Consider the following 26335-nt stretch of genomic DNA (forward strand, 5'->3'; position numbering starts at 1 on the left):
GTGCTCTCCCCTGGGGACTAGGCAGCGTCCCGCGGTTCCGGCGTTCCGGTGAAGACGGGCACGGGCAGGGGAACATCGTATGCGGGCCGGGTCAGCGCCTCGTGGAGATACGCCCGCACCACATCGGTATGGCTCAATCCCACCAGTCCCGCGCCGGTGATGAAGTTGGCTTCTCGAGACATGCCTGGCGTGGGGTTGATCTCGAGCGCATACGCCGCGCCGGCGCTGGTGACCATGAAGTCGACGCGGATCGCTCCCCGACAGTCCAGCGCCTCCCACAGGATGCAGGCGTAGCGCATGCTGACCGCAGTCAGTGCCCACGGAACCGCGAAGTCGCAGCTCTTCCGTCTTCGAGTTGGAAGTGCCAGATGACCACGATGGGGGAATCGTCCAAGGCCGCGGCCGATGCTTCTGGGCACCAGTGCAACAGGTCCCAGGACATATGAGTGCGTTGTGGCAAACCGGATTTCGTTCGAGGTGTGCGGCGGCTGATCATCTGGAAAGAGGTATGGGTGCGGCCGCGGGCATGAAAGAACGGGCCCCTTGGTAGTGACGCTTTCGAGCGCCCCGGGGTATGAGAGCGCGCCCCCTCGTGCGCTCCTGACAACCAGTCGGTTGTCCGGATAGCGTCGCTGGGCCGGGCGGGGTCGGGGCGCCACAAACTGGGGCCGCCGGGACCCCGGAGAGGGGAGATCCGTTGAATCTGGATGAGGTCTCGTACGAGCGTCGCAAGTTGCTGGCGGTCGAGGCTGGCATCTCCTTGAAGGACATGACCGGTAAGGACTGGGCGATTGCCGCCACCTCGCTGGTGCCGGCCGTCGGCCTGCCCGTCGCCGGCTGGCAATGGCACCGGCGGCGGTCTCTCGGCATCACCATGGTCACGGTGCAGGCGGCGAAGGAGGTCTTCAACTTCCCGGACGGACACCCGGTCAGCGGCACGGTCTACGCCGCCCATCCTCACGATCACGCCAGCTACTACCCGCTGCATAACGTCCACGGCTATCTGCTCCGCGGCCGGGTGGAGGAGCTGGCCGTCCTCTTTCGGACAGCCGGCGCCGGTTTCATCGAGATCGAGGCCGCGGACACCGCCAGTGAACACGAGCTGCAGCTGGCGCTCGGGCTGCCCCTGGTGACCCAGACCGGCCTTCCCATCGGACAGGGAACGGCCGGAACCGATTTCTCGTGGCGGAAGCAGGCCCGTGTCGCCTACCGGTGGCAAGGAGGTCTCGGCCCATCGGTGCAGGGGGAGGGGGCCGATCCCCTGGCGCACCCCTTGCTGGCGACCGAGCCGGTGATCCGCGACATGGTGAGGACGCTGGTGGACAGCACGATGTCGCAGGCTTCGGCAGTCATGGAGTCGTCCAAGGACTTCGGATTCACCCCGGAGCTTGCCGCCAAGGTGCAGCAGCAGGGTTTACAGCTGGGCGGAGCCTTCCGTCGGCACACCTCCAGCCGGCTCGTCGTCCGCGTCGCACGTGATCCCGACGGATTCAACTACGACGGATAGCCGGGGACTTCACGAGCAGGGAGCCGGGCCGAGCCGAGCCGTGGAGAAGGAGTTGTCAGCGTGCCGAGGAACAGTCGGTCTTCGCAGGATTCCGTGGCGCGGCAAGTCGTCCGACTCGTCCTCGATATCCAGGAGCGACACGTCTCGGAGGCCGTTGCCGTCGAGCGGGTCCGTTCTCCGCAGTGGGCTTTCTCCCAGGAAATGGCAGAGCAGACGGCCGGGGCTTCTCGCGAGGCGATGAGAGCAAGGCGCCCGCGCGATGCCTACTTGTACGCCCGCCTGGCCTTGGAGGCATCGGAGATCCGTTGGGGACGGACGCGGTCGAGCCCGTGGTGGTCTGCGGCTGACGCGCTGGTGGACGCGGCCCGCCTCTGTCTTGCGGCCGAGCCGGATGCCGGGCGCTTTCGCCTGGCCTGCGACGTCGTGGACCAGCAGATCGCACTCCTCCGTGCGGACGGCGATGTCGTGGAACTGGCGGAGACTCTCTTCGCGGCCGGAATTTTGCGTGTCCATCCGCACTCAGCCGTTGCGCTGGACACGGCGGCGTCCCTGGGCATGAGGGAGCGTCAGGAGACCAGGCACTGGCGCAGGAATGTGCTCATCGCAGACCGGCGGTCTCCCGAGCAGGGCGAGTCCATGCCGCCCGCCCTGGACTGCGCCATGGAGGCACTCACATACCTCCATGAGGCAGTGGACATCAGCGAAGGCCATGTCAAGGGACGCTGTATCAATGCCGCAGTCGAGGCGTTAAACCTGGTTCAGGCCGCCGCGCCCCAGCCGGACCGTGCGGCGTGGATCGATGACGTGAAGCTCCAGTACAGCAGGGACGCCCTCCATCTCCTCGACCCGGAGGCCGAGCCGCACGCCCGCCTGCAGTTGCAGCGGGTCCTCGCCTCACATGGTGCGGCGCCCCCGGTGCGCTCCTTGGCCGATCTCTTCCCGCTTCCCGTGGCGGGACTGCCGGTCCGCTACGGAGACCAACACGCGATGGCCATACTTGATCAGGCTCTGCGTCTCCTCACGGAACGGGGCGAGCGGGGCCTCCTCCGGCAGCTCATTGCCGGAGTACAGGAAAATGCCGCGCATTCCCCCCGAGCGGTGGCCCAGCGCGGGCTCTGGAACGCACAGATTCACGTGCTTGAAGACGATGTCCGGGAGTGTCCTGCACCCGGTGACTCAATCCAGGATCCCGACGAACGTGAAGTCCCCGAAAGCCTTGGTGAGCACTCGCCGAAGCATCGAGCCGCCGAGCTGTTCCACATGGCGGCGCACCTGTACGAGCGCCATGACAGCTTCAGGGCGATGCAGCTCATCGAGCGCGCCGAAGCGCTTGAGGTAGACCATGCCGACCTTGACCTGCAGGCAGTTGTCCACCTGGCTGCGAACGTCTGCGCTCATGCGGGCGCCATGTACGAGGAGAGAGGGGAGGCCCTCCCCGCCGTAGAGGCGCGTGCGCGAGCGATCAGGTACTACTCCCGCCTCCACCTCGTCGATCCGGCGCTGCACGAACTGGACATGATGGTGGACTGCGCCACGGAGGCAGGCGGAAGCGCCATGCGTATGGCGGCGGAGATGCTGAGCTTCCGGTTGGTTCAGGTACTGCCGACATCGGTCGACGAGGAAGCCGCGGTGGCCCTCAATTTCGCCGGCCAGCGCCTGGTGTCAGGACTGGTCAGCGAACGCTTCGACGCCGAACTGCTGTGGTCCCTGATCACGGCCGCCAAGGGATTCCACACCGCCGCCGCACTCCATGCCCCCGGCCCGCGCCCGCGCCACCCCCTCCTCGACTCCACCCTGAACCGGATCGCGGAGCTGGAGAAGTCAGGGACCAGCCCGGTGCCGCCGCGACTGGACGCAGCCGTCGAAGACCTGCAACTGCTCTGCTACACGGGTTCACAGGAGAACAGCCCGGGCGACTCCAAGGCCCAGTACCTGGACAATCTGCGGCGTACGTACGACCGCGAGAGTTGTCTCGCGCTCCACGCGCTGTCGAGCCGCAGCGATCCGGTCATGTCCCTTACGCCGTTCGAGGACCTCCGGGGAGTGCTGGGGCCGGAGACCGTACTCGTGAACATGTTCATGGGAATGGAGCCCGGCGGTAGTTCGCAGGCCGATCTACCGGACGCGGGCCTCGCTCTGTATGTACTCGCCATCACCCACGAGTCGTTTCACATGGACGTCGTTCCCTTCTCCGGACTGAGGGCCGGACTGGTCAGGATCAGTTCGGAGGGCTACAGCCATCTGATGCACCCGCTTGCGCAGATCGGCTTCCATCTGCGGACCCAGGTCCTCACCGATCCACTGCACCGCCCAGTGGCCCGGGAAGCGGAGGACCACCTGAATTTCGAGCGGCTTTTCGGAGAGATCGCCGACGTTCTCCCGGAACTCCGGCACAGCGGGAAAACGCACCTATGTTTCTGGGGCCATGGGCCGTTCCACTACCTGCCATTCTCCCTTCTGCATCTCGAAGGCCGGCCGCTTGCGGATACGTGGACCGTCACCTCCGTGCCGAGCCTGAGCAGTGTCAGGGTCCTTCGTGCCGATGCCGAGACCACCGCTCGCCCGCGGGGGAGCGACCTGCTGACCGTGGGGGCGGCGCTGGGTGGCGCTGCTTGGGAGCTGCAGGCAGAACCGGCGCTGGAGGAGCACGCGCGCGCGGTGGCCCGCGCCGCTGCGGGCACCGCGCTCACCGGCCCGGAGGCGACTGCAAAGACATTCATCGCCCGCGCTCCCGGCGCCCGATATCTGCACATTGCCGCGCACGGCTCCCTTGACCAGGCCGCGCCGTCGTTCCAGTGCCTCTACCTGAACCCTCCAGACAGAGAGACGGAAGGACGACTGTTCGCACACGAGGTCCTCAACATGGATTTGCGCGGCGTCGAGTTGGTCACGCTCAGCGCATGCGAGTCCGCGCTGGGGCGGTTTGACCTGGTGGACGAAGTGCGGGGACTGACCGCGGCATTCCTGATCGCCGGTGCCGATGCCGTCGTCGGATGCCTGTGGCCCGTACGCGTGCCGGTCGCCACCCACTTCTTCAGCGCCCTCTATCAAGCAGTGCCGCACCAAGGTGACGCCCGATCCGCCTTCCGGCACGCCCAGAAATCCACCCGTGGGGCGTTTCCCCAGTACCGGGATTGGGGCACGTTCGCGTACTCGGGCGCCTGGCGCCCCATAGGAGAAAGGGTGCCTCAGTGGACATCATAATTCCCGCCCAACTACCAGAGCACGCAGTCGACCTCATTGTTCCGGCAACCCTCCAAAGTCCCTCCGTGGAAGACAGGATCCGCAGTCGCCTCACCGTGAGCGCTCCGTTCGTCGCTCGTCTCACCCGGGACCAGGTGGCCGACGCGGGCGGCTTCCCCACGCCGTCCCGGGGCGACGCGACACCCTTTGACTACTTCGTCCTGGCCTTCTTCTGCGGCTACCGCCCTCCGCCGGAGGGGATGTCGGAGCCGTTCGTGGACTCACGGATTGGCGTACGGCTCGGCTGCACGGACGGCGAGCCGCACCCCATTGCGCTGTCCCTCTCTCCGTCGACCTCCGCCGTGCCGGTACCGCCGAACTTCCGGTTCACCGTCAGCGTGCCACTTGTGGTCGTCGAACCCGCAGTGGAGTATGCTCCCGCAGCCGACCGTCAGGAGCAGTACATCGTCGCGATTGGTCGAGGACAGAGCGACCCGGAATGGCATCTGAAATCGGTGCGCAACCAGCCGCTCATGGGAGACGTCCAGTTTGCGCTGCTCGTGCAGAGCCCACCGACTCGCCTCGTCACCGCTGAGATCATCGTCGCGGCCACCGTGCGGCGGCGTGGGCTCCTGCGCCGCGGCAGGGCGGACCTGCCCTCGCTGCTGCACCGCATCGACTTGCGAGGCGCGGCTGAACCCGCCGTACTTGCCGCGTCCGTGGAAGAGCTGCCCCCCGGGAGGTAGGCGACCGTACTGGTTGTGTGTCAACGGCCATCGGGATGGTCTTGTCAACTTGGTGGGGTTCGGAGTGTGTTGGGGCTGACGGGGCGAATGGAGCCGTCGGCTGGTGCTGTGGTGAGGGTGCCGCAGGTACGCCTGTGATCTTGTTCCAGATCGTGAAGCGGATGGTCATCTCGGCGCGGTAGTCGGGGGCGGTCAGAAGGTGGCGGCGGGGCCGGAAGTGTGGCGAGACGGCGCTGAACACCGAGAGGAATTTCTGGGCGCTGGCGGGTGAGCGGAAGCCCTTCATGGCGCGTTCGCGCTGGCGGGTCGGCTGGTGGGAGTTCTCCGCCCGGTTGTTCAGGTACTTGGACTGCCGATGCTCGACGGAGCGCATCAGCTCGCGGTGGGCGACGCCGTAGCTGCGGAGCTTGTCGGTGACCAGCGCCCGCGGCACCCGGCACTGCTTCTTCATCAGCTTGGCCATGAACCGCCTGGCGGCCTTGGCGTCGCGCCTGCTCTGGACAAGGACGTCCAGCACGTTGCCGTCCTGGTCGACCGCGCGCCACAGGTACCGCCGCTCGCCGTTGATCTTTACGAACACCTCGTCCAGGTGCCACTTGTCACCGACCCGGGGCTTTCGGCGGCGCAGCCCGGCCGCGTACGCGGGTCCGAACTTGGCGCACCACTGGCGGATCGTCTCGTAGGAGACGATCACGCCGCGGGCGAGCATGAGTTCCTCAACCTCGCGGAAGCTCAGCGGGAAGCGGTGATACAGCCACACGCAGTAGGCGATGATCTCCGCCGGGTACCGGAACCCCTTATACGACGGCGACCCCGCGTCCAAGACTGCCCTCCCCGCGATCACATCCCCAAGGTCATCCCAGATCTCAGCCAAGTTGACGACGCCGACGGAATGCCCGCGTGGGCTCAGCGGGGGCGGGCGGCTGTAGGCCTGATGTCCCCTGCCATCCAATCGAGTCGTTTGACAGCGAACCCAGCCGTTTCGGCTTCCATGACAGTGAACCCAGTCGTGTGGGGTGAGCACGCTGGGGGTGTTGATGACCGTACCGGCTGGGAGCGGACAGGTCCGCCCAGAAACTGGTCCGGGAGACGGAGGCCCGCGGCGGAAACGCGGTCATGGTCCTTGTCCAGCTCTTGGAGGAATCCGTAACGACCCTCGTGAAGCGCCGGACGGGACTTGCCTAGCCGGTCAGCGCGGAGCGGACCCGCGGGGGAACCGGGCGGCCCGGGCCGCCCGGTGGGATTCACGGGTTCAGGGGTTCACCACGCTCCAGCGTTCGGCGCGGATGTCGTTGCACGAGTAGAGCCTGACCCTGCCCGAGCCGGCGCTGGGGGCCATGAGGCACAGGTGGTTGGCCTCGTTGCGGTAGCGGACGGTGCCATCCGCGTAGGTCTCGGACAGCCAGCGCTGACCGGCCCCGTCGACGCCGCGCGGGTCGTCACACGTCCGAAGCACCGCATCCGTCTCCGAGTTGGCGTGCTCGTCACGGACGCCCAGGCACCGGTTGTCGCCGTCCATGCTCTGCAGGCGCACCAGGTTGTCGGCCGAGTCGATCCGCTGGATGTTCCAGCCGAAGTCGACCTGCTCATACCTCAGCCAGTAGACCCACCACCACCAGGGCGGAGTGGGCTGGGTGATGACCCCGGTGCCGGGAACCGATCCTGACCGGCGCAGGCGGCTGCCGTTCGCCAGGTCTTCAAGGCGTACGTTGCCGGTGGTCGTCGGCCAGTCCTTAGGCAGCGCGGCGGGGTTGGTCCACCACCGCTGGGCGACGTCCTCCGTGCACGGTTCCAAGGTCACCTGCTTGTTGGACGGGGTCAGGCACATCCCGGGGAAGGCCACGTTCTGCCAGCGCTGCGGTCCGCCGCTGTCGCCGTTCCACCCCGGGTCGTCCTCCAGGTGGCTGGTCGTCCACTGTGACCGCGGGTCGGAGCAGTCAGCGGTGACGGCCTGCGATGACGTGTCCCTGCGGGTACCCGTGGGGGCGGCGATGCAGAGTTTCGAGACGGAGTTCCGCAGGGAGTGGGTGAGGGCTTCGCCGTCGGTGTACTCGCGATAGAGCTGGGCGCCGCCGTTGTTGGGAGCGGCGATCTCCATCGTGCCGTTCGCGTTCTCCTGCACCACATTGCCGTTGGGGGTGCCCACCGTGGTGGCGTAGGGGTGCGACGGTCCGTTGGGCGCGACGGGCGGTGTCGTCCGCGAGAAGCCCACGGCCACGTGGTCGGATCCGGCACCGTCCGCGCGGGTCGCGGTGAAGCCGCCGGGCAGACCGCTCGCGACCGCGTAGTCCAGCTCGCTCGGCCTGTTGCCGGCGATGTACGTCGGCTGACCGGTGCGCAGCAGGTTCTCGTTGGTGCGCAGGTGCAGCGACTGGTCACGGGCCTCGGCGTTGCTGCGGTTGAGGATGTTCACGTTGTAGTCACCCCCCAGGACCCAGTTCCGGCCGCGCTGGTCGTTCGTGGCCATGAATTCGCGGACCCGGTCGAGCAGTCCGGTATGGGTTGCGTCCCCGGTCACGTCCTCGCCGCGGGCGTGCGTGTTCCAGTACCAGGTGTTCCCGAACAGCAGACCGAGCAACGGGCGTGCCCGGTAACGGTTGTTGGGGGCGTTCGGGTCCGGGTCGTAGTACGCGTTCTCCAGGACGCGGACCTCATCGGCCCGGGTGTCAGTGACCGTGGCCAGGTTCATCTGGCCGCCGTCCCAGGTGTCCTCATTCGTGGCGCTGATCCTGCGGGGGTCGGTCTGCAGGTAGTACACGTAGCGGTTCTGGTGGTTCGGGCCGCCCGCCCAGGTCGAGATCGTGTAGCTGCTGGGCTGGGGGCTGCGGTTCGGAACGATCCGCATGGACCGGTAATTGGTCCGGTGGTCGTCCACCGCCGGAGGCGGCCCGCTGCCGGCCTCCTGCAGCATCACCACCGGGTAGCTGGCGACCAGGCGGTTGATCTCCGAAGTCCACCTCGCACCGTCGTCCGAGCCGTGCATGTTGTATGTCGCGAACGATGAACTGCCGTCACGACTCACGGCGTGCGCCGACGTGGCCGTCAGCGGCACGGCCAGCATTGCCGCAAGTCCGCCCAAGGCGGCGGTCACGGCGATGATCCATCGTCGTGACCGCCGCTTTGCCCCTAAGGCCCCAGAAGCCTTCAGGCGGTTGTCTCTACTCAACGATCAAGCCTCTCCCGTTGGCCCCAGGCCGATCCGGTCCGGGGGAACTGCCGAGGCCGCCGACTCCACGTGGCGGCACCGTGCTGCCGTACCGGCAGCAAAGCGGGACCGGGCCCGCCCCTGGTCCGCTGTCGAGCGGGTGGTGCACGGACCGTCGAACGAGCGGTCACCGGCCCGTCGGTCAGAGGAGACGGAAGATCGAGCTCAGCGGTTCAGAGCCCCGTCGATTTCCGGCCCCTCCCCCGCACCCCGCGTCCCGTGACAGCCGTCAGGCGCCTGGCCAGTGCGAATGGCACCGCGAAGTTCGCACGTGCACTCGGCGCAGCGGCTCGGCGCCACGGCCCCGGATCGTCCCGGGAAGGCGCCCCGTCCTAGCGATACGCCGCATCAGGCCGAACTCCCACAAGGCAAGCCGATGTTGTCCTTAATCCGGGCTGTGTGGAGAGAAGAGGCAAAGGGGGAACAGTGAAGCGGCGGCCTTCTGGAGTACAAGGGTGGGTTGCACGGCCGGGCGCGGCGCGCAGCCGACCGGCAGGATGCCCACGGAGCAGAGAGCACTTCGCCCGGTACGAGGCACGCGCTGCTGAGGCCCTTGCCAACCAACTTAGTCGCCGCAGGTCAGCTCGCAGCGGACGACTGGCCTTGCTGTCCAAGGACACCTGAACTGCCTCACCCAGCTCCTTGCCTGGGTGCCGACTGCGTCCATGTGCGGACCACGCACTGTCGAGCAGTGAGATGTGGGTCACCTCCGGGGCGTCGGTGTCACACTCCGGGGGCTCGCCGCCCTCTCAGGGGGAAACCGTAGCGACCGCGGCAGGAGGCACTCATGAGCTCCGACACCCGGCCTGGCGCACTGTGCAAGTCCCGGCCAGACGGCATAGATGGCGACACGCTCCCCGGTGTCCTGGTCAACGGCAGCCTCGCTCCGACGCGACGCTACGGGATGTCCGAAGTAGCAGCAGGGGGCTGCCAGACAAAGCCGCGGCCGGAAAGCTCGATGCCCGGCAGGACCTCCACCGGCCCCGCCCAGCCCGACGGCACACGCCACGGGGGACCCTCAGGCCCGACGGGCCGACGAGAAGGGAAAGATCATGACCAGGTATCGGAAGACAGGGCGCGCACTGACCGCCGGCGCGGCTCTGCTGGGCGCACTGGCGCTTTCGGGACCGGCGCACGCCGCCGACCGCACCTCCATCGTCGCCTACGGCGCTCACACCCGCGCGAAGGCCGTGTCCTACGGTGCGAACGGCGCCGTCAGGGTCTGCGACGTCTATCCGGACGGCTACGGCGTCGCCGTCCGCTACTACCGCAAGGTCGGAAACCTTCAGACGCTGACGAACTACAACGGCACCTGCAGCGAAACCACCGACATCCAGAGCAATCCGATCATCCTCTTCACGGCGTGCGTGGTCATTGACAGCGTCGACTACTGCGCCTCCCCGTACCAGGACACCGGCCGGTAGCCCGCGCGCTCCCACGGGGTGCCGCAACTGGCGTGACCACGGACAGCAGCCGTGCCTTCAGGCTGGCGCCGGCCCCGTACGGCGCCCGCCGCCACGGGGCGGGCGCCCGCCGGTCCGTCGACCGGCTGCTCGGCGGTGCGCAGCCCCGCCCTCCACGCTGCCCGGCGTCTGCGGTGGCTGCGCCCGGTGCCTCAGGTGAGCTACCGACGAAATGCGGCTTGTCAGGTGACGGAATGCCGGTCGTGGGTCAGCGGTCCGGGCGGTCGGCTCGTGTCCGGCGGCGTTCGCGCCGAGGCGGGTTCCCAGTTTGGGAACGCGGGACCTGGCGGGGGAACTCCGGTCGCTCCTCGTAGGTGAATTCCGTGGCCAGCGTGAGGGCGCGGCGGGCTTCCTCTGCCGTGGTTGAGGGCTGGTCGCGTTCCCGGGCGTGGCCGTGGATCGCTCGTACAAAGCTCTCCAGCCAGCCGGTGAGTGCGTTTCCGGCGGGGTCGTATCGGTCGTCGATGGTGTCCGCGAGTTCGCCCAGCAAGTACGCCGCCCAACTGTCCAGGACCAGGCCGTCGCGCGGTCCCAGGCCACCGGCGGCGCGGCGGCAGTGCGCTGCCTGGGCTTGTGATCACTCCGGAACCTGGAGAGGAGCTCGGGGTGGCCTCCGCGGGAGCGTTCAGGAAGCGGCGATGGCCGGTTCCGCGAAGCCGTGCGGTTTCGCGGCGGAGAGGTGGCTGGCCTCTCCATATCGGCTATCGTGCGGCGTCTGGCCCGCCGGGAGTTCGTCGATCCCTTCAACCGGAGGCTGCGGCGGTCTTACGGTATCCCGCTCGCGACGCGGTTCAGTGCGCTGTCAGGGCGTCGAGGACCGGACCGGTGGGCGGTCAGCTCCTCGAGTCGGGAGCGTCTCCAGCGCTGCTGGCGCGGTCGGCCGACGTTGCCCCGGCGGTATTCGAACCCGTCGGGCTGCTCGAGATCGGACAGGAGCCGTGCCCGAGTGTGCTGATGAAGCTGTCCGTTGCTGTAGCCCGAGGATGCGGGCCGCTTCCGCGGCGCCGACCAGGTCCTCGTTCTCGTCCTGGTCGGCGGCCGCAGCACACCGCGCTGGAGGGCGGCGGCGACGGTGGCGCGGCGCCACTTCTAGCGGGCCCGGCCGCGGCTGCCTTCTTCCCTCTCCAGGGCGTCCGGCTCGGGCAGTTCGGGGATGCGCCCCTGGTAGAGGGCACTGGAGAAGGAGGCGGTGCTGCCGTAGTCGAGCAGGCTAGCGGCTGCTGAATGGCGGCGTCGATGCGGCCGAACTCCCCGCCGAGTAGCCTGAATTCACCAGTGGCCGGTGTAGGCCGGGCAGGCGGGGGAGGGATGCTGGGTGCGGTTCGGGGCGTGGGTCGTGGAGGGAGAGCTGGGGCGCGGTGGCATGGGCGTGGTGTATGTGGCCGTTCACAGTGAGAGTGGGGAGCGCCGCGCTCTCAAGGTCATCCACGCGCCCGCCGGGGCCGATGAGGAGGTGGCCCGCTTCTCCCGTGAGGTGCGCGTTTGCATGGCGCTGCATCACCCGCACGTGGTGCGCGTGATGGGGGTGGAGCGCACAGGGCCGGAGAACGGCGCCTTGCCGATGGAGGCTGAACCCTGCTGCCTCGTCATGGAGTTGTGCGAGGGCGGCAGTCTCGCCGACCGGGTGCGCTGCGACGGACCGCTTCCGGTGCGCCAGGCCCTGGAGTTCTTCGACGGTGTCCTGGCCGGGCTCGGCCACGTCCACCAGGAGCACGGCTTCGTCCATCGCGACATCAAGCCCCACAACATCCTGCTGGCTTTCGGCTCCGACGGTCGGACCACGGCCAAGCTCGCAGATTTCGGCCTGGCCAAGGCATACGACAGCGCCGGACTCAGTGGGCTGACCCGCACCGGCGCGGTCATGGGCACTCCCGCCTTCATGCCGAGAGCCCAGCTCATCAACTACAAGTACGCGACCCCCGAGGTCGACGTGTGGTCCACCGCCGCCTCCCTCTACCACGTCCTCACCGGCTCCACGCCCCGCGATCTGCCGCCGGGCTGGGACCCCTGGCTGGCCGTCGCTACCAGTCCCGTCGTGCCGGTCGGCAAGCGGGGGGTGAGCCTGCCGCCGGGGCTGGGCGAGGTCCTCGACCACGCGCTCAGCGATGAACCCGACGGAGGTTTCCAGACCGCCGAGGCGCTGCGCGCCGCGCTCAAAGGGAGCTGAGATGGAAGCGGGCAGCACATTCCTGGCGGAGTTCACGGTGGAACGGCCGCTGGGCAGCGGAGGGTTTGCCGGTGTCGTACTGGTCCGTTCGCGTCGTACCGGCGAGCAGTACGCGGTCAAGCGTCTGCACCGCGCTGATCCAACGCACCAGGGGAGGCTCCTCGCCGAAGTGCAGCGCTGGATCGACCTGCCGGCCCACCTGCACATCACGCCCTGCCGGTTCGCCCGCAGTCTCGGCGACGAGGTCGTCGTCTTCAGCGAGTATGCTCCCGGCGGCTCGCTGGCCGACCGGATCCGCTCCGGCGCGCTGTACGAGGGCGGTGAACGAGCAGCGCTGCGTCGTGTCCTGTCGGCAGCGGCCCAGTCTGCCTGGGGACTCGCGGCCGCGCACGATAACGGGTTGCTGCACCTGGACGTCAAGCCCGCAAACCTGTTGGTCGACGGGAACGGCACGGTACGGCTGACCGACTTCGGGCTGGCCGCGGCGCCAGCCTGGGGTGAGGAGCAGCGCCTGCAACTCGAAGCGGTGGTCCAGTACATCACCGCTGTGCCGGGTACCGGCGAGGAGGAGCGCGAGCTGATGCGCAGCATCCTGCGCCAGGAGCTGCACCCGCCCCGCCCCGGCTCCGAGACCTCCCTCCAGGTCTCCGGCGCTGCCGTCGGCACACCCGCGTACGCATCGCCCGAGCAGGCCGAGGGACGGCGGGTCGGTGTCCCGGCGGACGTGTGGAGCTGGGCGGTGACCGTCCTGGAACTGCTGGTGGGCGAGCGCACCTGGCCCGCGGGAACCGTGGCCGGCCTGGTACTGCAAGCCGCTCGGACACGGCCGCTGACCCCGAAGTCGCTGCGGGTGCCGCCCGCGCTGGCCGACCTGCTGGAGCGCTGCTTCCGCAAGGAACCCGGCGAACGCCCCTACCCTCTCGGCGAGATCGCCGAGGCCGTCCTGCGGATCGCGGAACAGGAGACTGGCGAGTCAGTCGCGGCGGCACCACCTCCCCAGGCCCCGACCGCGCCAGGCCAGAGGGGGCCGCGGTACGAACGGCGCGTCCCTGGCGGGGGAACGTGGCGCGACCCGCGCGCACTGCTGCACTACGCCTACCGCACCGCGGGTCTCGACGAGCGGGATGCCATGGACTTCTGGCCGCTCGACGTCGGTGGCCCGCGCGCCCAACTGCTCGGCGACCTGCGCGCGCTGCGGGAGGCCCGGCGAGTGCTTGACGGCCTGCCCCGGCAGCAGCAGGACGCTCCGGAAACGGCGTACGCGCGCGGCCGCTGCGTGGCGGAGACCGCCCGGGTCCTCGAAGCGCTCGGCGACATCGACGGTGCCCTCGCGCACTACCGCACAGCCGCCGACCTCATCGACCACCTGGCTGACGATCACCGCAATCTGCTGTCGGTCGTCCTCGGCTCACTGTGCCGCCTCCAGCGTCGCGCCGGGGACCTGGCCGCCGCCCTCGACACCGCCGAGCGCGCCGTGGCCCTGGCGCGGGGCCTGCCGGGTGACAGGAACATCCTGGGCCACGCGCTGCTGCTGGAGGCGAACGTCCTGAGCGACCGGGGCGCCGGGCAGTTTCGAGAAGCTCTGTCGGCGCGGGCCGTCGAGCTGTACGAGGCCTCTGCTGAGGAGTTCACGGGGTCCGACGACCCGCTCGACGTCGTACCCACCCTGATGAGCCTCGCCGCCGTCGAGAAGACGCGCGGCAACGAGCAGCGCGCCGCCGAGCTGTGGCGGAAGGCCGACACACTCCTGAACCGGCACCTTGACCGCGCGCCGGCCGACCGGCGCGCACGTGAGCTGCGTGCCGCCGTCTCCGTCCAGCGGGCGCAAGGAGGGGCGTCGGGGCACGCCGCCGCCGCCGTCGAGGTGCTGACTGCCATGGTGCGCGGGGAGGGCATCCACCAACTGGCCGGTCGCCTTGGCGAGGCGCTGATCCTGCGCGGCCGGGACGAGGAGGCGGCCGACCGGGTGCATGCCGCGCGCGACAGTTACGCCGAAGCCGTGCGCCACCTGGAGCAGGCCGTACTCCTGGCGGGCGACGCCGCTGACGCCGACCATCTGGCCAGAGCCCACGACAACCTGGCCAATCTCGTCGGGGTCCTGGAGGATCCAGTGCGCGGCCTTGAACACGCTCGCACCTCGCTCGACCTGTGGCGTCGGCTCACAGGAATGGACGGCTTGGCCGTTTGGGGCCGCAGGTTCGTCCATGCGCTGTCCAAGCTCGCCCACATCGCGCTGGACGCCGATGCGCCCGAGGAGGCCGAGCGGTATCTCACCGAGGCGCTGGAGATCCTCGTCGCGCCCGAGTACGCCGACAACGCGCTCGTGCCCGACCCGGAGGCGGCGGCCGTCCACCGCTGCCGGGCCGTGTGGCTGCGGCGCACCGGCCGGCCGCAGGAAGCGCTGGAAGCATGTGGCCGGGCCCTCGACTCCCTGCGCGCATCCGATGAGACACCGGGCGAGGCGGACGACGTCGACCCGGCTCTACGACCGGCGACGGCCAGCATGTACGTGCTGACCCTGGAAACTCTGTCCGCGGCATACGGCGACCTCGGCGCGTACGAACGGGCTCTGCACGCGCAGGAGGCCGCGCATGCCGCGCTCGCTCGGTCGCCCGGCATCCGCGCTCCGTCGGCGCTGCTCGCACAGAGCGTCCAGCGTCTGGCCAACTCCCGGCTGCAGTACGGCATGCACGGAGAGGCGGCCGAGGCCGCGCGCAGTGCCGTCGACCAGTACTCCGCGCTGATCGCCCGGGGCCGGGGCGACTTCGCCGCGGAAGCCTCACGCGTGACCGGCACGCTTGCGACAGCACTGCTCTGCCTCGGCGACGTCGAAGGTGCCGAGCGCGCCCTGGAGCAGATGCTGTCCCGGCACGGCAGCCTGGCCACCGACGATCCGGCGCTCGGCCGCGCCGCCCGCTTCGCGACCCGGTGGCTGCCCGACTCGCCTAAGCCCGTACACCGCAGGGGCGGCGACGTGCACGCCTTCATGTTCGAGGCGCTGAGCAACCAGCAGCGGGACCTGCGTTCGTTGCTCGCCGTCACGTCCGCCGGTCTTCCCGCCCAACTCGCCGCATTCGAAGGCGACATGCGCTCGGCTTCCGACATCGGGGCTCAGGGCGCGCGACGCGACGCATCCCTGCTGCTCGAGCAACTCGCGGGCAAACTCGTCTGGCTCACCGCCAGGCACCCCGGTACGAGCGTCGAGCAACTGTGCGGGGAGGCTGCCCTCCGGCTCGGCACGTTCGCCATGATGTGCGGTCGTGACGCGGCCGCCGTACGCGGCTTCGCCCGGGGGACCGCGGCCTACCGCACCCTGGTGGTCGACTACGGGCGGCGCGACCTCGTCGACCGGTACCTGCGGGCGCTGTCCGCACCGGTCATGTTGCACGGCATGCGCGGAGACACGGCGTCGGTGAGTGCCTCGCTGCGCGAACTCCAGGAGCAAGCACGGCGCCACGACCGCCGCAATGCCGCCCGCTGGGTCGAGCAAGCTCGCGCCTCCATCGCGGACTTCGGCGTGACGCGCACCGCCTAGGAGCCGATGGCCCGCAGCCACAGCGGGGCGCCCACGAGGATGCGTTCGGCGCCGTTCATCTCCGGCTCGTGCCGGAAATCCCACCGGCCCGGGGTGAGCGTGACGTCCTTGTAGATCACGGCCGCGTACTGACAGGACTCGATGCCCGCGATGGTGTAGGCGCGGGTTTCGGGGCGCCCCGGGTGGTCGGACAGGTCCGCGTGTGCGCCTTGGTACAGCGCGGCTTTCAGCGCCTCGACCGCGACGGACTCGTCGTCGTGGAAACGGGGGACCCTCGCTCCCCGGGTGGCGACGAGTTCCTCGATCGCGGGAGCGGCGGACGACGTCCACCCCGTGACCGGGCCCTCCGGCGCGGTGTATCCCGTCAGGTTGCCGAGGCTGCCGAACAGGCACAGGTCCACGCGGCGCCCACGCCTGCTGATCGTCCTGACATGCACCAGGCACGTCTCTTGACGGAGACTGTGCTCCGTCACGGGACCCCACCGCTGGAACTCGGTGACATCGGCCCGTCCGTGTCCCTGCACGAAATGGAGAGGGCCGGGAGTGTCGGGATCGGAGACAAGCTCGTTACCCAGCTTCTTCGAGACCTTCTTCATGATCTCGAAGCGAGTCACCTTGTTACGTTCGTGACCGCTCAGTTCGATTCCCGCACCACCGGCACCGACCTTGACGACCGACTTGAGACGGGGGTCGACACGAATGCCGTTCGAATCGATCACCTCTTCGACGAGTCGCTGCGACCAGTACACGATTCTGCCCGCGGGCGTTTTGGGCATTGCTCGACCTCCGTGAAGCTCCGGCCTGCCACGGAGGGGAGGCCGCCGCTACAGGAAGACGACCGATGTGCGGCTGAAGTTCCCGCTGACGAACGGGCCTTGCCGACTTTCGGCGACTCTGTGGAGCAACGGTAGGGAAAGCACCAGTTCCAGGTGATCACGGTCAACATTGTCCTGCTGACGCTGGTGGTCGTGGCGGCCTGGGGACGCTTCGGCCCATACTCCTTCTGACGGGCTTCGACGGCCGGCGGTCCACGCCCTCGGTGCTACCGGGGCAGCTTGGCGGCGCGCTCGGGGTGGGCGGCGGTCACGTCGCGCATGGCGGGCTGCTCGGTGATGCCGAACAGGCGCATCGGCCTCAGGTCGTCGGCGCTATCGGACGCCTCGTTGAGGATGCGGTCCTGGCGCAGACCGCTCAGCGTCAGCCCCCGGGGGGAAGGGCTCCGCTCAGAAGGCCGATGCTGATGGCCGGGTGGTCGGGGGCGACCGCGGTGTTCTGGCTGACCAGCAGGTGGGGGTTGGTCGAGGCGGGCCACCGCTGGTGGCGGTAGGTCGTCCCTGAACCTGCTGCCGTTGCTGGCCTGGAAGGACCAGCCGACCGGCCCCGACGGCCATCGCACACCGCCGAAGGTCAGGCTGATCACGTGCTCGGATTCGGATGGGCCTTCACCTGTTTTGCCGGGTTGATATGCGACCGTAGTCACGGCGGCCGAGACCCTCGTCGCCCATGCCGAGGAACTCCTCGACATGGGACCGCTCTTCTGGCTGGTGGCGCGCGTACCGGAGCCCATGGAAACCTGGCCCTGACCGTCCTGCGGGCGGCCGGCAGTGAAGCTGTGGGTACGGATACCCCTTCAGTGACCGACGTGGACATACCCGGCCCACAGTGAGGGGCTGGCCGGATACCGGTCACGCAGGGCGCGTACGGCCCGGTGCAGGGCCTGGGCCGACAGTTCGGTGCGGGGTGGGGTGCTGCCGCCGTGGGTGAGGTCGGCGTAGGTCGCGCGGGTGATCTCCACCGAGGTGGTGTCGTTGACCGGCCAGAGGGTGCCGATGACGCGTCGGTATCCGGCGAGTTGGAAGGCCCCGGTGATGTGCAGTGCCTCGTCGGCGTTGTCCGGGTGCGTGTTGGAGGTGCTGCAGGCGGACAGGTAGGCGAGGTCCGCGTAGGGCAGTTCCATGGCGGAAAGCTGTTCCACGGTCAGCGGTCGGGTGAGGTGGTCGTGGAGCAGCAGCATGCCGGCGGCGGGGTTCTCCCAGAAGGTGAGGCCGTGGCAGGAGAAATGGGCGACGGGGTAGGCGGGCAGCGCGCGGACGACGTTCTCGTACGTGGCCTGCGCGCCGGACAGGACCAGGGCGTTCGGCAGCAGTTCCGTGAGGGCCGCGGCCTCTGCCGCCGCGCCCGGCAGCGAGGGGGCGTTCTCGGCGTCGGGCACCGCCACGACCAGCGTGTGCAGGGTCGTACCGGCCGCCGGGGGACTGAACCGGCCGGCCAGGGCGCGCACGGTGGTTGTGTAGGAGGAGACGGCCCGGTCCATCACCGTCGCCTTCCCGCCGCTGTCGTGATGGCCGGCGGCATGGAGCGGGAAGTACGCCATCAGGCCGACGGGGCACCACCAGATGCGGGGCGGGGGCTGCGTATCGGAGGACGGGGCGGTGAGGCCCAGCGCGTCGAGCACGGGCGCGGTGACGCGGTCCCACAGCCAGCGCAGGATCTCGTCCAGGTCCCGCTGGGCGTCCCGACGGGTGAGCAGCGACGGGTCGTTCGGGGCGGCGAAGACGGCACGAGTCAGGCGCAGAAGGTGGGCGATGACGTCGGCCTGGGTCAGGCCGGTCAACGGGACCGGCAGGACGGGCTGTTCGGCGTCCGCCCGCAGGATGAGTGCGTCGCAGCGCCGCTCGGTGATGTTCACGATCACTACGGGGCCCTGATCGGCGTGGCGGCGCAGCGCCTGGACGGAGGGCGCCCGCAGGAAGCCTGCCATGCCGTCGAGGCTCCGGATCCGGCTCATCAGGTCGTCCCAGTTCCCGTCGTTCCCGTCGTTCCCGTCGCGGGCACGGGCGTTGAGGGCGGTGCGCAGCCGCAGGAACTCGGCATGGAGCTGGGGTGACCGGTGCCGCAGCAGCCTGAGGTCACGGGCCTCCAGCGTCCGGCCGTGCAGGATTCCGCGCGACAACTCCAGAAGTTCCAGGGCCCGTTCCGGTCTGCCGAGCTCCAGTGCGGCGGCAGCGGCACCGTCCGGCAGTCCCTCGATCTGTCTGAGTCCGATGATGTTGCCCATGTAGGACAACCAGTCCGGGGTGAGCTGCGGCAGCAGGGCAACTGCGGCTTCGTAGGCGGCGAGTGCGGCGTGCGGGTCGCCGAGGGCGGCCTCCATGGCGCCCAGGTGCTGGAAGCTCTTGATCCGTACGTTGGGCGGTCCGGCGGCGGACGCGGCCTCGGCGAAGACATGCCGTGCCTGGCGCCGCCACGCGGCGGTGTCGCCGTCGCCGTGCCTGGCCAGGTCGCGCAGGGTGACGCCCAGATGCCACAGGCGATCGCCACGTTCCCGGTGGTCGGGCGGTGTGGCAGCCGCCACGTGCTGGAACAGCCCCAGCGCCTCATGCAGCGCTACGGCGTCCGTGCCGCGCGCGTCCACGCTGGAGCGGTACAACAGGATCGTTGCCAGGGCGAATTGTGCCTCTGTGCGCCAGGGGCCGGGGTCGGGCGCGGCGGCCACGGCTGTGCGGGCGGTCAGTTCCGCCTCACTGAGTGCGAGTTGGTCGTTGGTCATGGCGTGCAGGGAAGCCAGCGACTGAGTGAGGTCGATGAGAGTGTCGGCGTGCTCGTCGGCGGCTGACGGCGTCTCGATCGTCGCGCGCATCAGGTCGATGGCCCGGCGCATCAGGTCGGGGTCCCTGCGGTCCTGGGCGAGCAGCCTGACGGCGGATGCGAGACGTGTCCGACGCGTGTTGAACTCGGGATCGCGCCGCGGTGTGGCCGCAAGGCACTGTTCGCTCAGGTCGACCGCCTCGACCAGCAGTCGCGTGTCCGTCGTCGCGTCGTGCAGTGCCCTGAGAGCGCGGACGAGATCGAACTGTGCCCCGGCACGGTCGGAGGTGCTGATGGCCTCGGACAACGCCTCGCGCGCGAGACCGACGGCTTCCTGGAGCGGTTCGACGTGTGCGGTGGCGCCCGCGAGATGCCGCAGCGAGGTGATCAGGGCCGTCCGGAACATGGGGCGGAGCTCTTCGCCGGGCGGGACGGTGGCGTAGCCCTCGCGTGCCACCTGGACGGCCTCGGCGGGGGCGTTCCGGTCCCCGCTCCGCTCGAAGTGCTCACCGAGCTGGACCACCAGATAGAACTGGTTCACCTGGCGCATGCTGTTGCCGTGCGGCGTCGCCGCCACGGCCTCGCGGAAGGCGAGCACCGACTCGGCCACGGGCTCGGGGGAGTCCGTGCCCTGTGCGACCATGAACAGCCGCTGCCCCAGACTGTTGAAGACCGTGCCGCGCTCGTGGTGGCCCGGCGGCACCAGCGGAACGCAGCGATGCAACAGGGCGATCGACGCCGCGAGATCCGCTTCCCGCGCCATGCCGGTTCTGCGGCCGGCGCGGTCGGAGAGCAGTTCCGCGGCAGTGAGCAGCACTTCGAGATCGTACGGATCTTCGGCCGCCAGTTCGTGCAGCCCGGCCAGAACGTCGGACGGGTCGGTGCCCCGCCTCTCATGCACTTCGGCCATGAAGAGCAGCCTGCGGCGCTTCAACTTACTCACGGCTTCCTCCTGGTCCCCCGCGGCGTCCCGGCATCACACTGGCGCCACACCGCCGACCACCGTAGCGGGATGCACCGGATCCTGGGGCCCCGTAGAGTCACCAACTCCGGGATCATGCAACTGACATGGCGATCGCGAAGGCAGGGAGCCCTCGGTGGACGAACTCGCGGAACGGCTCAGTCGCGTGTGCACACTCATGGGTGCGGGCGAACTGGAGGAGGCGGCGCGTGAGGCGGGCGCGGCGGAACTCGTCGGGGCTGTTCTTGCGGCGCTGCGCGGAGACGAACCTCTGGCACGCTCCGTGCTGGAGCGTCGGCTGGACACCCTGGACGACCGTATGGCCGCGGCCGGCTTCGGCTTCGTGACCAGGGCGGCGAAGGGCTTGCCGACTCTGCCGGGGAACAGCGTCGGCCGTCCGGTGGTGCACCGGTGGACCTGTCCCGCCGCCCACCCCTGCGAGCGGTTGTCGAGCGCGGAGTTGTACCCGGAGGCCCCCGTGTGCGCGATGACTGGCCGTCCCTTCGTCTATGGCCGGGTCCGGCTGTGACCACCTTTCTGTCCGCCCTCGCCGGCAAGGCCGCCGAGAAGTGGCTCGCCCTGCTCGTCCTGCCCGGGGTGGTCTACCTCGCCGGTGTGGCCGCCGCCGTCGTATTGGGACACGCCCACGCCTTGGATCTGGCTGAACTCCAGCCCGCCATCGACCGGTTGGCCGCCCACCCAGGAGCCTCCAACGCCGGTGCGATCCTCCTCGTGGCCGCCGGTGTGCTGGCGGCGGCCACGCTGGCTGGAATGTGCGCCAGAGCGTCGGCCGTCGTCGTGGAGCGCCTGTGGACCAGTCGGGGCGACCGGTGGCCCGCGCGCCTTCTCGTACAGCGCAGGGTCCGCCGCTGGCGACAGGCCGACGCGGCGTGCGAGGCGGCCGGGACCCGCGCCGAACTCGCCACGGCCATCGAACGGCGCGACGCCATCGCCCTCGTCCGCCCCCGGCGGCCCACCTGGATCGGCGACCGCCTCCACGCGGTCGACCGGCGGGTGTACGACGCCTACGACCTGGACCTCGGCGCCGCCTGGCCTCGGCTCTGGCTGACGGTGCCCGACGCCGTCCGGGCCGAACTCCTCTCCGCCCGCCAGGCCTACGGCGCCGCTTTCGGGCTCGCCGGATGGGCCGCGCTGTACCTGCTGCTTGGCGCCTGGTGGTGGCCGGCGCTGCCCGCCGCCGCGGTCGTCGCGGCCACGGCATGGATCCGGGGCCGCGCGGCCACGGCGGTGTTCGCCGATCTCGTCGAGGCCACCGTCGACCTGCACGCCATCACCCTGGCCCAGGAACTCGGCCTGACTGGCGAACGGCCCGCCCTCACCAGGGAGGTCGGCGACGCCATCACCACCACCCTGCGCAAGGATCCGCCGCCCGATCCACGCCGTGATCCGCCGGGCGCCGTCTGATCGCGGCGCCCTGCCTCCCGACAGGTCGGCTGCCAGCAGATCAGCACACCGGCACCGCCAAGTACTGGTTCTCCCGGAACTTCTCGATCCCGACCCGCCCGCCCTCCCGGCCCATCCCGGAGATCCGCGCCCGTATGAGCATGAGTGCCGATGGCTACGTGACCACTCCGAGCGGCTGGCCCGCGCTGACGGCCGATCCCGAGGCATAGCCGGCGGCAGCACCATCGGTCTGCAGGACTGCAGGCGGTGGTCTCATGAACGGCGCCGCCCCGCGCCGATACGCTCGTGGCGTGGACCGCAGCAGTAGAGAGCCCGACGACGCGTTCGCCGGGGAAGCTCAGGGCGAGCTGTCGCCCCGGGCGGCCCGGGCGGTGTGGTGGGGGTCGGCCGGTCTGGTGCTCGCCGTCCTGGGTACCTCGGTGCTCGTCGCCGGCGCCGAGCACGGCCGACGGCTGCCCGTGGCCGTGGCTCTGGTCCTCGCGCAGGCCTGGGCCCTGAGGTGGCAGGCGCGCGCCCCGGTCGCCGTACTGGCCGCGAACGCGGTGACGGGGCTCGCGGTGTGGGCGATGCTGCCCGCGGTGACCTTGACGGGGGCGCTGCTCGCGGCGCAGGTCTCATTGTGCGTGCTGTCGGCCACCAGGCCACGGCGGGCGTCGGTGCGGGCGCTCGCGGCGATGTGCCTGCCGGCGCCGCTGGCGTTCGGGGCGGGCGGCCCCGCGGGTCTGACGGTCTATCTGCTGGCTGTGGTCCTGGCGTGGACCGTGGGGCAGTGGCGCAGGGCGCAGCAGGAACGGATGCGGGCGGAGCTGCGCCGGGCTGTGGTGGAGGAGCGCGCGCGGATCGCGCGCGAGGTGCACGACGTCGTGGCGCACACCCTGTCGGTGATGGTCATTCAGGCGGGCGCCGCCGACGACGTGTTCATCCAGCGACCCGAGCAGGCCCGTCAGGCGCTGCGGGCCATCGAGATGGGAGCCCGCTCGGCACTCGGCGAACTGCGCCTGCTGCTGCGCGCGTTCCGGCCTGATGCGGGGGAGGGCGGGGTTGGGGAGCAGCGGGCGCCGGTGCCCTCGCTCGCGCGTCTGGACGAGCTGGCCGACACGGTGCGCGCGACCGGGATGACCGTGTACGTGCACCGCGAGGGTGCCACCGGCGGGCTGCCGGCCGCGGTGGACCTGGCGGCGTACCGGATCGTCCAGGAAGCCCTCACCAACACGCTGCGCCACGCGGCCGGCGCCGACGAGGTGAGTGTGCGCGTGATGGCTGAAGCGGAGTGTGTGGAGGTCATGGTGGTGGACAACGGGCGTGCGCCGCAGGGCCGTTCGGTCGCGGCGGGAGCGGGACGCGGTCTGGTGGGGATGAAGGAGCGCGCACGGCTCGTGGGTGGCAGCCTGCGCGCCGGTCCGCTGTCCGGGGGCGGGTTCGAGGTGGCGGCGCGGCTGCCGGTGGAGGGCGCGTGATGACGTTGCGTGTGGTGGTGGCCGACGACCAGGTCCTGGTTCGTACCGGATTCCGTATGATCATCGACGCCCGGGACGACCTGGAGGTGGTCGGTGAGGCGTCGGACGGCCGGGAGGCGGTGCGGCTGACGCGGGAGCTGGCACCTGACGTGGTGCTGATGGACGTACGCATGCCCGTCGTGGACGGCATTGAGGCGACCCGGCAGATCGCGGAGTCGGATCGTGGGGCCCGGGTGCTCGTGCTGACCACCTGGGACGTGGACGCGCACGTCGTCGCCGCCCTGCGGGCCGGGGCGAGTGGTTTCCTGCTGAAGGACATCCGTCCAGCCGAACTCGTCGACGCGATCCGCCTCACCGCTCGGGGCGACGCGCTGCTGGCGCCGGCTGTGCTGAGCCGCGTTCTCGACCGGTTTCTGCGCACCACGCCCGACCTGGCGCCGCCGCCCTCCCTGCGGGAGCTCTCCGGCCGCGAGCGGGAGGTGCTCACCCTGATCGGGCAGGCGCTGTCGAACGCGGAGATCGCCGAGCGACTGCGTCTGTCGGAGGCCACCGTCAAGAACCATGTCACCGCGGTGCTGCGCAAACTGGGCCTGCGTGACCGCGTTCAGGCCGTCGTCGCCGCCTACGACCACGGCCTCGTGCAGCCGCGCCGACCCTGACGGCCTCGCCTCCTCCGCAGAGCCTCCTCCTCAAGGAGGAGGCCGGGCCGCCATCCTCCTGTGTTCCCAGTGCCAGTCCGTTCCCGCGGCCGATCCGTGGCCGGGGCAGTCGGCCATAGCGTCGAAGTGTGATCGACGACCTGGCCTGCCTCATGTATCTGCTCGCCCACGACGACGCGGCCGAAGGCCCTTACGACTGTTCCCGCACGGAGCTGCTGGTCCGTGCCGCAGCCCTGGCCGACCTCGCGTCGCGCGGCCGGCTGGGGGAGGCGGGTGGCACGGTCACCGTGTCCGGCACGGAACCGATCGGGGACCCCGTCCTGGACGGCGTGCTGCGCGACGCGGCCGACGGTCACGGCTGGAAGCACCTCATGCGCCGCCACCGCAAGCAGACGATGACACAGGTGGAGGACCGGCTCACCGCGGCGGGACTCCTCACGGTGAAGGCGCCCCGCACCCGCTTCGGCACCCGGCGGCTGACCGTGAGGGACCGCGCCGTGCCCGCCGCGCTCTGCGCCCGGGCGTCCGCAGTGCTGTACGGGGACGGCCCGGTGCAGGAGATCCCCACCGCCGACGGCGTGCTGCTGGCGCTGGCCGCGGCGGGCGGCATCCGCTCGGTCGTGTCGCGGCAGGACCAGAAGACCTTCCAGGCCCGTATCGACGCCTGCACGGGACGTCTCGCCGCCCTCGCGCCCGGCCTGGAGAAAGCTGTACGCGCTCTGCCGACGACCATGATCGCCGTGCAGGGCGGCATGGGCGGCGGCTGACCGGATGGGGAGATGATGAGCATGCACCGCGTCCTGACCACCTTGGGCAGCGTCCTGACCGCCGTGCTCGCGACGGCCTGGTCCGCAGCGCCACCGACCGAGTCCGCCGCGCCTGTCGCCGCCACGACGGTACGTATCCACGGCGGCTTGGTGCGGGGCGCCGCCCACGACGGCTACCGCACCTTCGAGGGCATCCCCTACGCGGCGCCCCCGGTCGGCAGGCTGCGCTGGGCGCCGCCCCACCGCCCGGTCCCCTGGTCCGGGGTGCGGGATGCGACCAAGCCCGCGAGCGCCTGCCCGCAGCCGGCCGGCGAGGTGCCCGGCGGCAGCACCGATGAGGACTGTCTTCACCTGAACGTCACGACGCCCGACGGGGCGGGACCGGCACGCCCCCGGCCGGTGATCGTGTGGCTGCACGGCGGCGGCTTCACTACCGGAGCGGGCACCTCGTACGACGCCCACCGCATGGCCACCCGCGGCGACGCCGTGCTCGTCACCGTCAACTACCGCCTCGGGGCCCTCGGTTTCCTCGCGCACAGCGGGCTACCCGGCTCCGGCACCTTCGGCCTGGCCGACCAGCAGGCGGCACTGCAGTGGGTCCGCGCCGAGATCGGCGCCTTCGGTGGCGACGCGCACAACGTGACGCTGGCCGGCGAGTCGGCGGGCGGCTTCAGCGTCTGCGCCCAGCTCGCCTCACCCTCCGCCGCGGGCCTCTTCGACCGGGCGATCATCGAGAGCGGCCCGTGCACCGGCCGCCTCGACCGGCCGTTCGCCCCGTCCTCCGTCCCCCTGTCCACGGCGCGCACCGCGGGCGCGGACCTCGCGGCAAAGGTCGGCTGCGGCTCCGCCCGCGACGTCCTGGCCTGCCTGCGGCGCGTGAACGTCTCCCGGCTGCTCGCCGCCCAGGACACCGACCAACAGCCCGCCCACACCACCCCGTTGCTGCCCAGCGACCCCGCGGCGGCGATCGCCGCCGGCCGCTTCCACCGCGTCCCCGTACTCATCGGCAACAACCACGACGAGGGCAACGGCTGGGCCGCCGGGATCATCCAGGCCGGCCATCCCGTCACCCCCGACACCTGGCCCGACGTCGTGGCCTCCTTCTTTCCCTCCCCGGGGCAGGCGAAGGCAATCGTCCGCGAGTACCCGGTGCACCGCACCGACGGAGGCCCGGTGTTCGGCGCGGTCATCGGCGACGCCGACTTCGCCTGCCCGACGGCGCGCACCGACGGCCTGCTCGCCGCCCATGTACCCGTCTGGCGCTACGAGTTCGCCGACAAGCACGCCCCGCCGCTCACCTCGGACACACCGCCCTTCCCGCTCGGCGCACCGCACGCGAGCGAACTGCCCTACCTGTTCGACCTGGGCGGCCGCCCCCGCGACCTGACCGCAGCACAGCACCGGCTGGCCGACACCATGATCGACTACTGGACCCGTTTCGCCCGCTCCGCCGACCCGAACGGCCCGTCATCGCCGCACTGGTCCCGGCACACGGTGCTGACCCTGGCACCGGACCACATCGCCCCCACTCCCACGGCGCAGCCCCGCCACCACTGCGCGTTCTGGAACACCCTCGGATGATCACAGAAACGACGGCAGTGAGGGTCAGCCAGCTCGATATCGCCCGCACGGGGCAGAACCACGTCCAGCGTCGAGAAGCACCGACAGCGGC

General features: G+C 70.2%; 16 protein-coding genes and 1 pseudogene. 11 read left to right on the forward strand and 6 right to left on the reverse strand.

Features of this window, described 5'->3' with window-relative positions; translation table 11 throughout:
- Positions 1-17: 17 nt before the first annotated feature.
- Positions 18-299 carry a hypothetical protein gene (locus ACZ7M3_RS48170; RefSeq protein ID WP_472072496.1) on the reverse strand — a complete coding sequence of 94 codons (282 nt, stop codon included), beginning with the start codon at positions 297-299 and terminating at the stop codon, positions 18-20.
- Between the two features lie 398 nt (positions 300-697).
- Between ACZ7M3_RS48170 and ACZ7M3_RS48175 the strand changes: the two genes are divergently transcribed.
- Together ACZ7M3_RS48175 and ACZ7M3_RS48180 are read left to right on the forward strand one after the other, a co-directional pair.
- Complete coding sequence (locus tag ACZ7M3_RS48175; RefSeq protein ID WP_472072498.1) at positions 698-1507, forward strand: hypothetical protein; 810 nt, start codon at positions 698-700, stop codon at positions 1505-1507.
- Between the two features lie 60 nt (positions 1508-1567).
- Positions 1568-4711 (forward strand): CHAT domain-containing protein, encoded by a 3144-nt coding sequence (locus ACZ7M3_RS48180; protein WP_472072500.1) that lies wholly within the window; start codon positions 1568-1570, stop codon positions 4709-4711.
- Positions 4712-5557: 846 nt separating this feature from the next.
- Here ACZ7M3_RS48180 and ACZ7M3_RS48185 read toward each other — a convergent pair.
- Together ACZ7M3_RS48185 and ACZ7M3_RS48190 are read right to left on the reverse strand one after the other, a co-directional pair.
- Positions 5558-6259 (reverse strand): annotated as a pseudogene (locus ACZ7M3_RS48185) (IS6 family transposase); the annotation flags it as partial.
- A gap of 429 nt (positions 6260-6688) precedes the next feature.
- Positions 6689-8527: a ricin-type beta-trefoil lectin domain protein gene (locus ACZ7M3_RS48190; protein WP_472072502.1), complete on the reverse strand. Its 1839-nt coding sequence runs from the start codon at positions 8525-8527 to the stop codon at positions 6689-6691.
- 1166 nt (positions 8528-9693) lie between these two features.
- Between ACZ7M3_RS48190 and ACZ7M3_RS48195 the strand changes: the two genes are divergently transcribed.
- The 3 genes from ACZ7M3_RS48195 to ACZ7M3_RS48205 all read left to right on the forward strand — a co-directional run bounded on the left by ACZ7M3_RS48195 (position 9694) and on the right by ACZ7M3_RS48205 (position 15806).
- Positions 9694-10065 (forward strand): hypothetical protein, encoded by a 372-nt coding sequence (locus tag ACZ7M3_RS48195; protein ID WP_472072504.1) that lies wholly within the window; start codon positions 9694-9696, stop codon positions 10063-10065.
- A gap of 1354 nt (positions 10066-11419) precedes the next feature.
- A complete protein-coding gene (locus ACZ7M3_RS48200; RefSeq protein ID WP_472072506.1) occupies positions 11420-12271 on the forward strand; it encodes a serine/threonine-protein kinase in 852 nt (283 codons plus the stop codon).
- 1 nt (position 12272) lies between these two features.
- Positions 12273-15806 carry a serine/threonine-protein kinase gene (locus ACZ7M3_RS48205; protein WP_472072508.1) on the forward strand — a complete coding sequence of 1178 codons (3534 nt, stop codon included), beginning with the start codon at positions 12273-12275 and terminating at the stop codon, positions 15804-15806.
- Here ACZ7M3_RS48205 and ACZ7M3_RS48210 read toward each other — a convergent pair.
- From ACZ7M3_RS48210 to ACZ7M3_RS48220, 3 genes are all read right to left on the reverse strand, one after another.
- On the reverse strand, positions 15803-16582 hold the full coding sequence (locus tag ACZ7M3_RS48210) for a hypothetical protein (RefSeq protein WP_472072510.1): 780 nt from the start codon (positions 16580-16582) through the stop codon (positions 15803-15805). The two genes, ACZ7M3_RS48205 and ACZ7M3_RS48210, sit on opposite strands and share 4 nt — an antisense overlap.
- Before the next feature lie 266 nt (positions 16583-16848).
- A complete protein-coding gene (locus ACZ7M3_RS48215; RefSeq protein ID WP_472072512.1) occupies positions 16849-17226 on the reverse strand; it encodes a hypothetical protein in 378 nt (125 codons plus the stop codon).
- A 210-nt stretch (positions 17227-17436) separates the two neighbouring features.
- Positions 17437-20337 carry a CHAT domain-containing protein gene (locus tag ACZ7M3_RS48220; RefSeq protein WP_472072514.1) on the reverse strand — a complete coding sequence of 967 codons (2901 nt, stop codon included), beginning with the start codon at positions 20335-20337 and terminating at the stop codon, positions 17437-17439.
- Positions 20338-20491: 154 nt separating this feature from the next.
- Between ACZ7M3_RS48220 and ACZ7M3_RS48225 the strand changes: the two genes are divergently transcribed.
- From ACZ7M3_RS48225 to ACZ7M3_RS48250, 6 genes are all read left to right on the forward strand, one after another.
- Positions 20492-20884 carry a hypothetical protein gene (locus ACZ7M3_RS48225; protein ID WP_472072516.1) on the forward strand — a complete coding sequence of 131 codons (393 nt, stop codon included), beginning with the start codon at positions 20492-20494 and terminating at the stop codon, positions 20882-20884.
- A complete protein-coding gene (locus tag ACZ7M3_RS48230) occupies positions 20881-21780 on the forward strand; it encodes a hypothetical protein (protein WP_472072518.1) in 900 nt (299 codons plus the stop codon). The genes ACZ7M3_RS48225 and ACZ7M3_RS48230 overlap by 4 nt, the downstream gene beginning before the upstream one ends.
- Positions 21781-22070: 290 nt before the next feature.
- Positions 22071-23237: a sensor histidine kinase gene (locus ACZ7M3_RS48235; protein ID WP_472072520.1), complete on the forward strand. Its 1167-nt coding sequence runs from the start codon at positions 22071-22073 to the stop codon at positions 23235-23237.
- Positions 23237-23896, forward strand: coding sequence for a response regulator (locus ACZ7M3_RS48240; protein WP_472072522.1), 660 nt, complete (start codon positions 23237-23239; stop codon positions 23894-23896). Before ACZ7M3_RS48235 ends, ACZ7M3_RS48240 begins: the two co-directional genes overlap by 1 nt.
- Positions 23897-24024: 128 nt before the next feature.
- Positions 24025-24663, forward strand: coding sequence for a GOLPH3/VPS74 family protein (locus tag ACZ7M3_RS48245; protein WP_472072524.1), 639 nt, complete (start codon positions 24025-24027; stop codon positions 24661-24663).
- Positions 24664-24678: 15 nt separating this feature from the next.
- Positions 24679-26244 (forward strand): carboxylesterase/lipase family protein, encoded by a 1566-nt coding sequence (locus ACZ7M3_RS48250; RefSeq protein WP_472072591.1) that lies wholly within the window; start codon positions 24679-24681, stop codon positions 26242-26244.
- The last annotated feature ends 91 nt before the right edge of the window (positions 26245-26335 follow it).

The organism is Streptomyces sp. NPDC111656 (genome assembly GCF_055656965.1).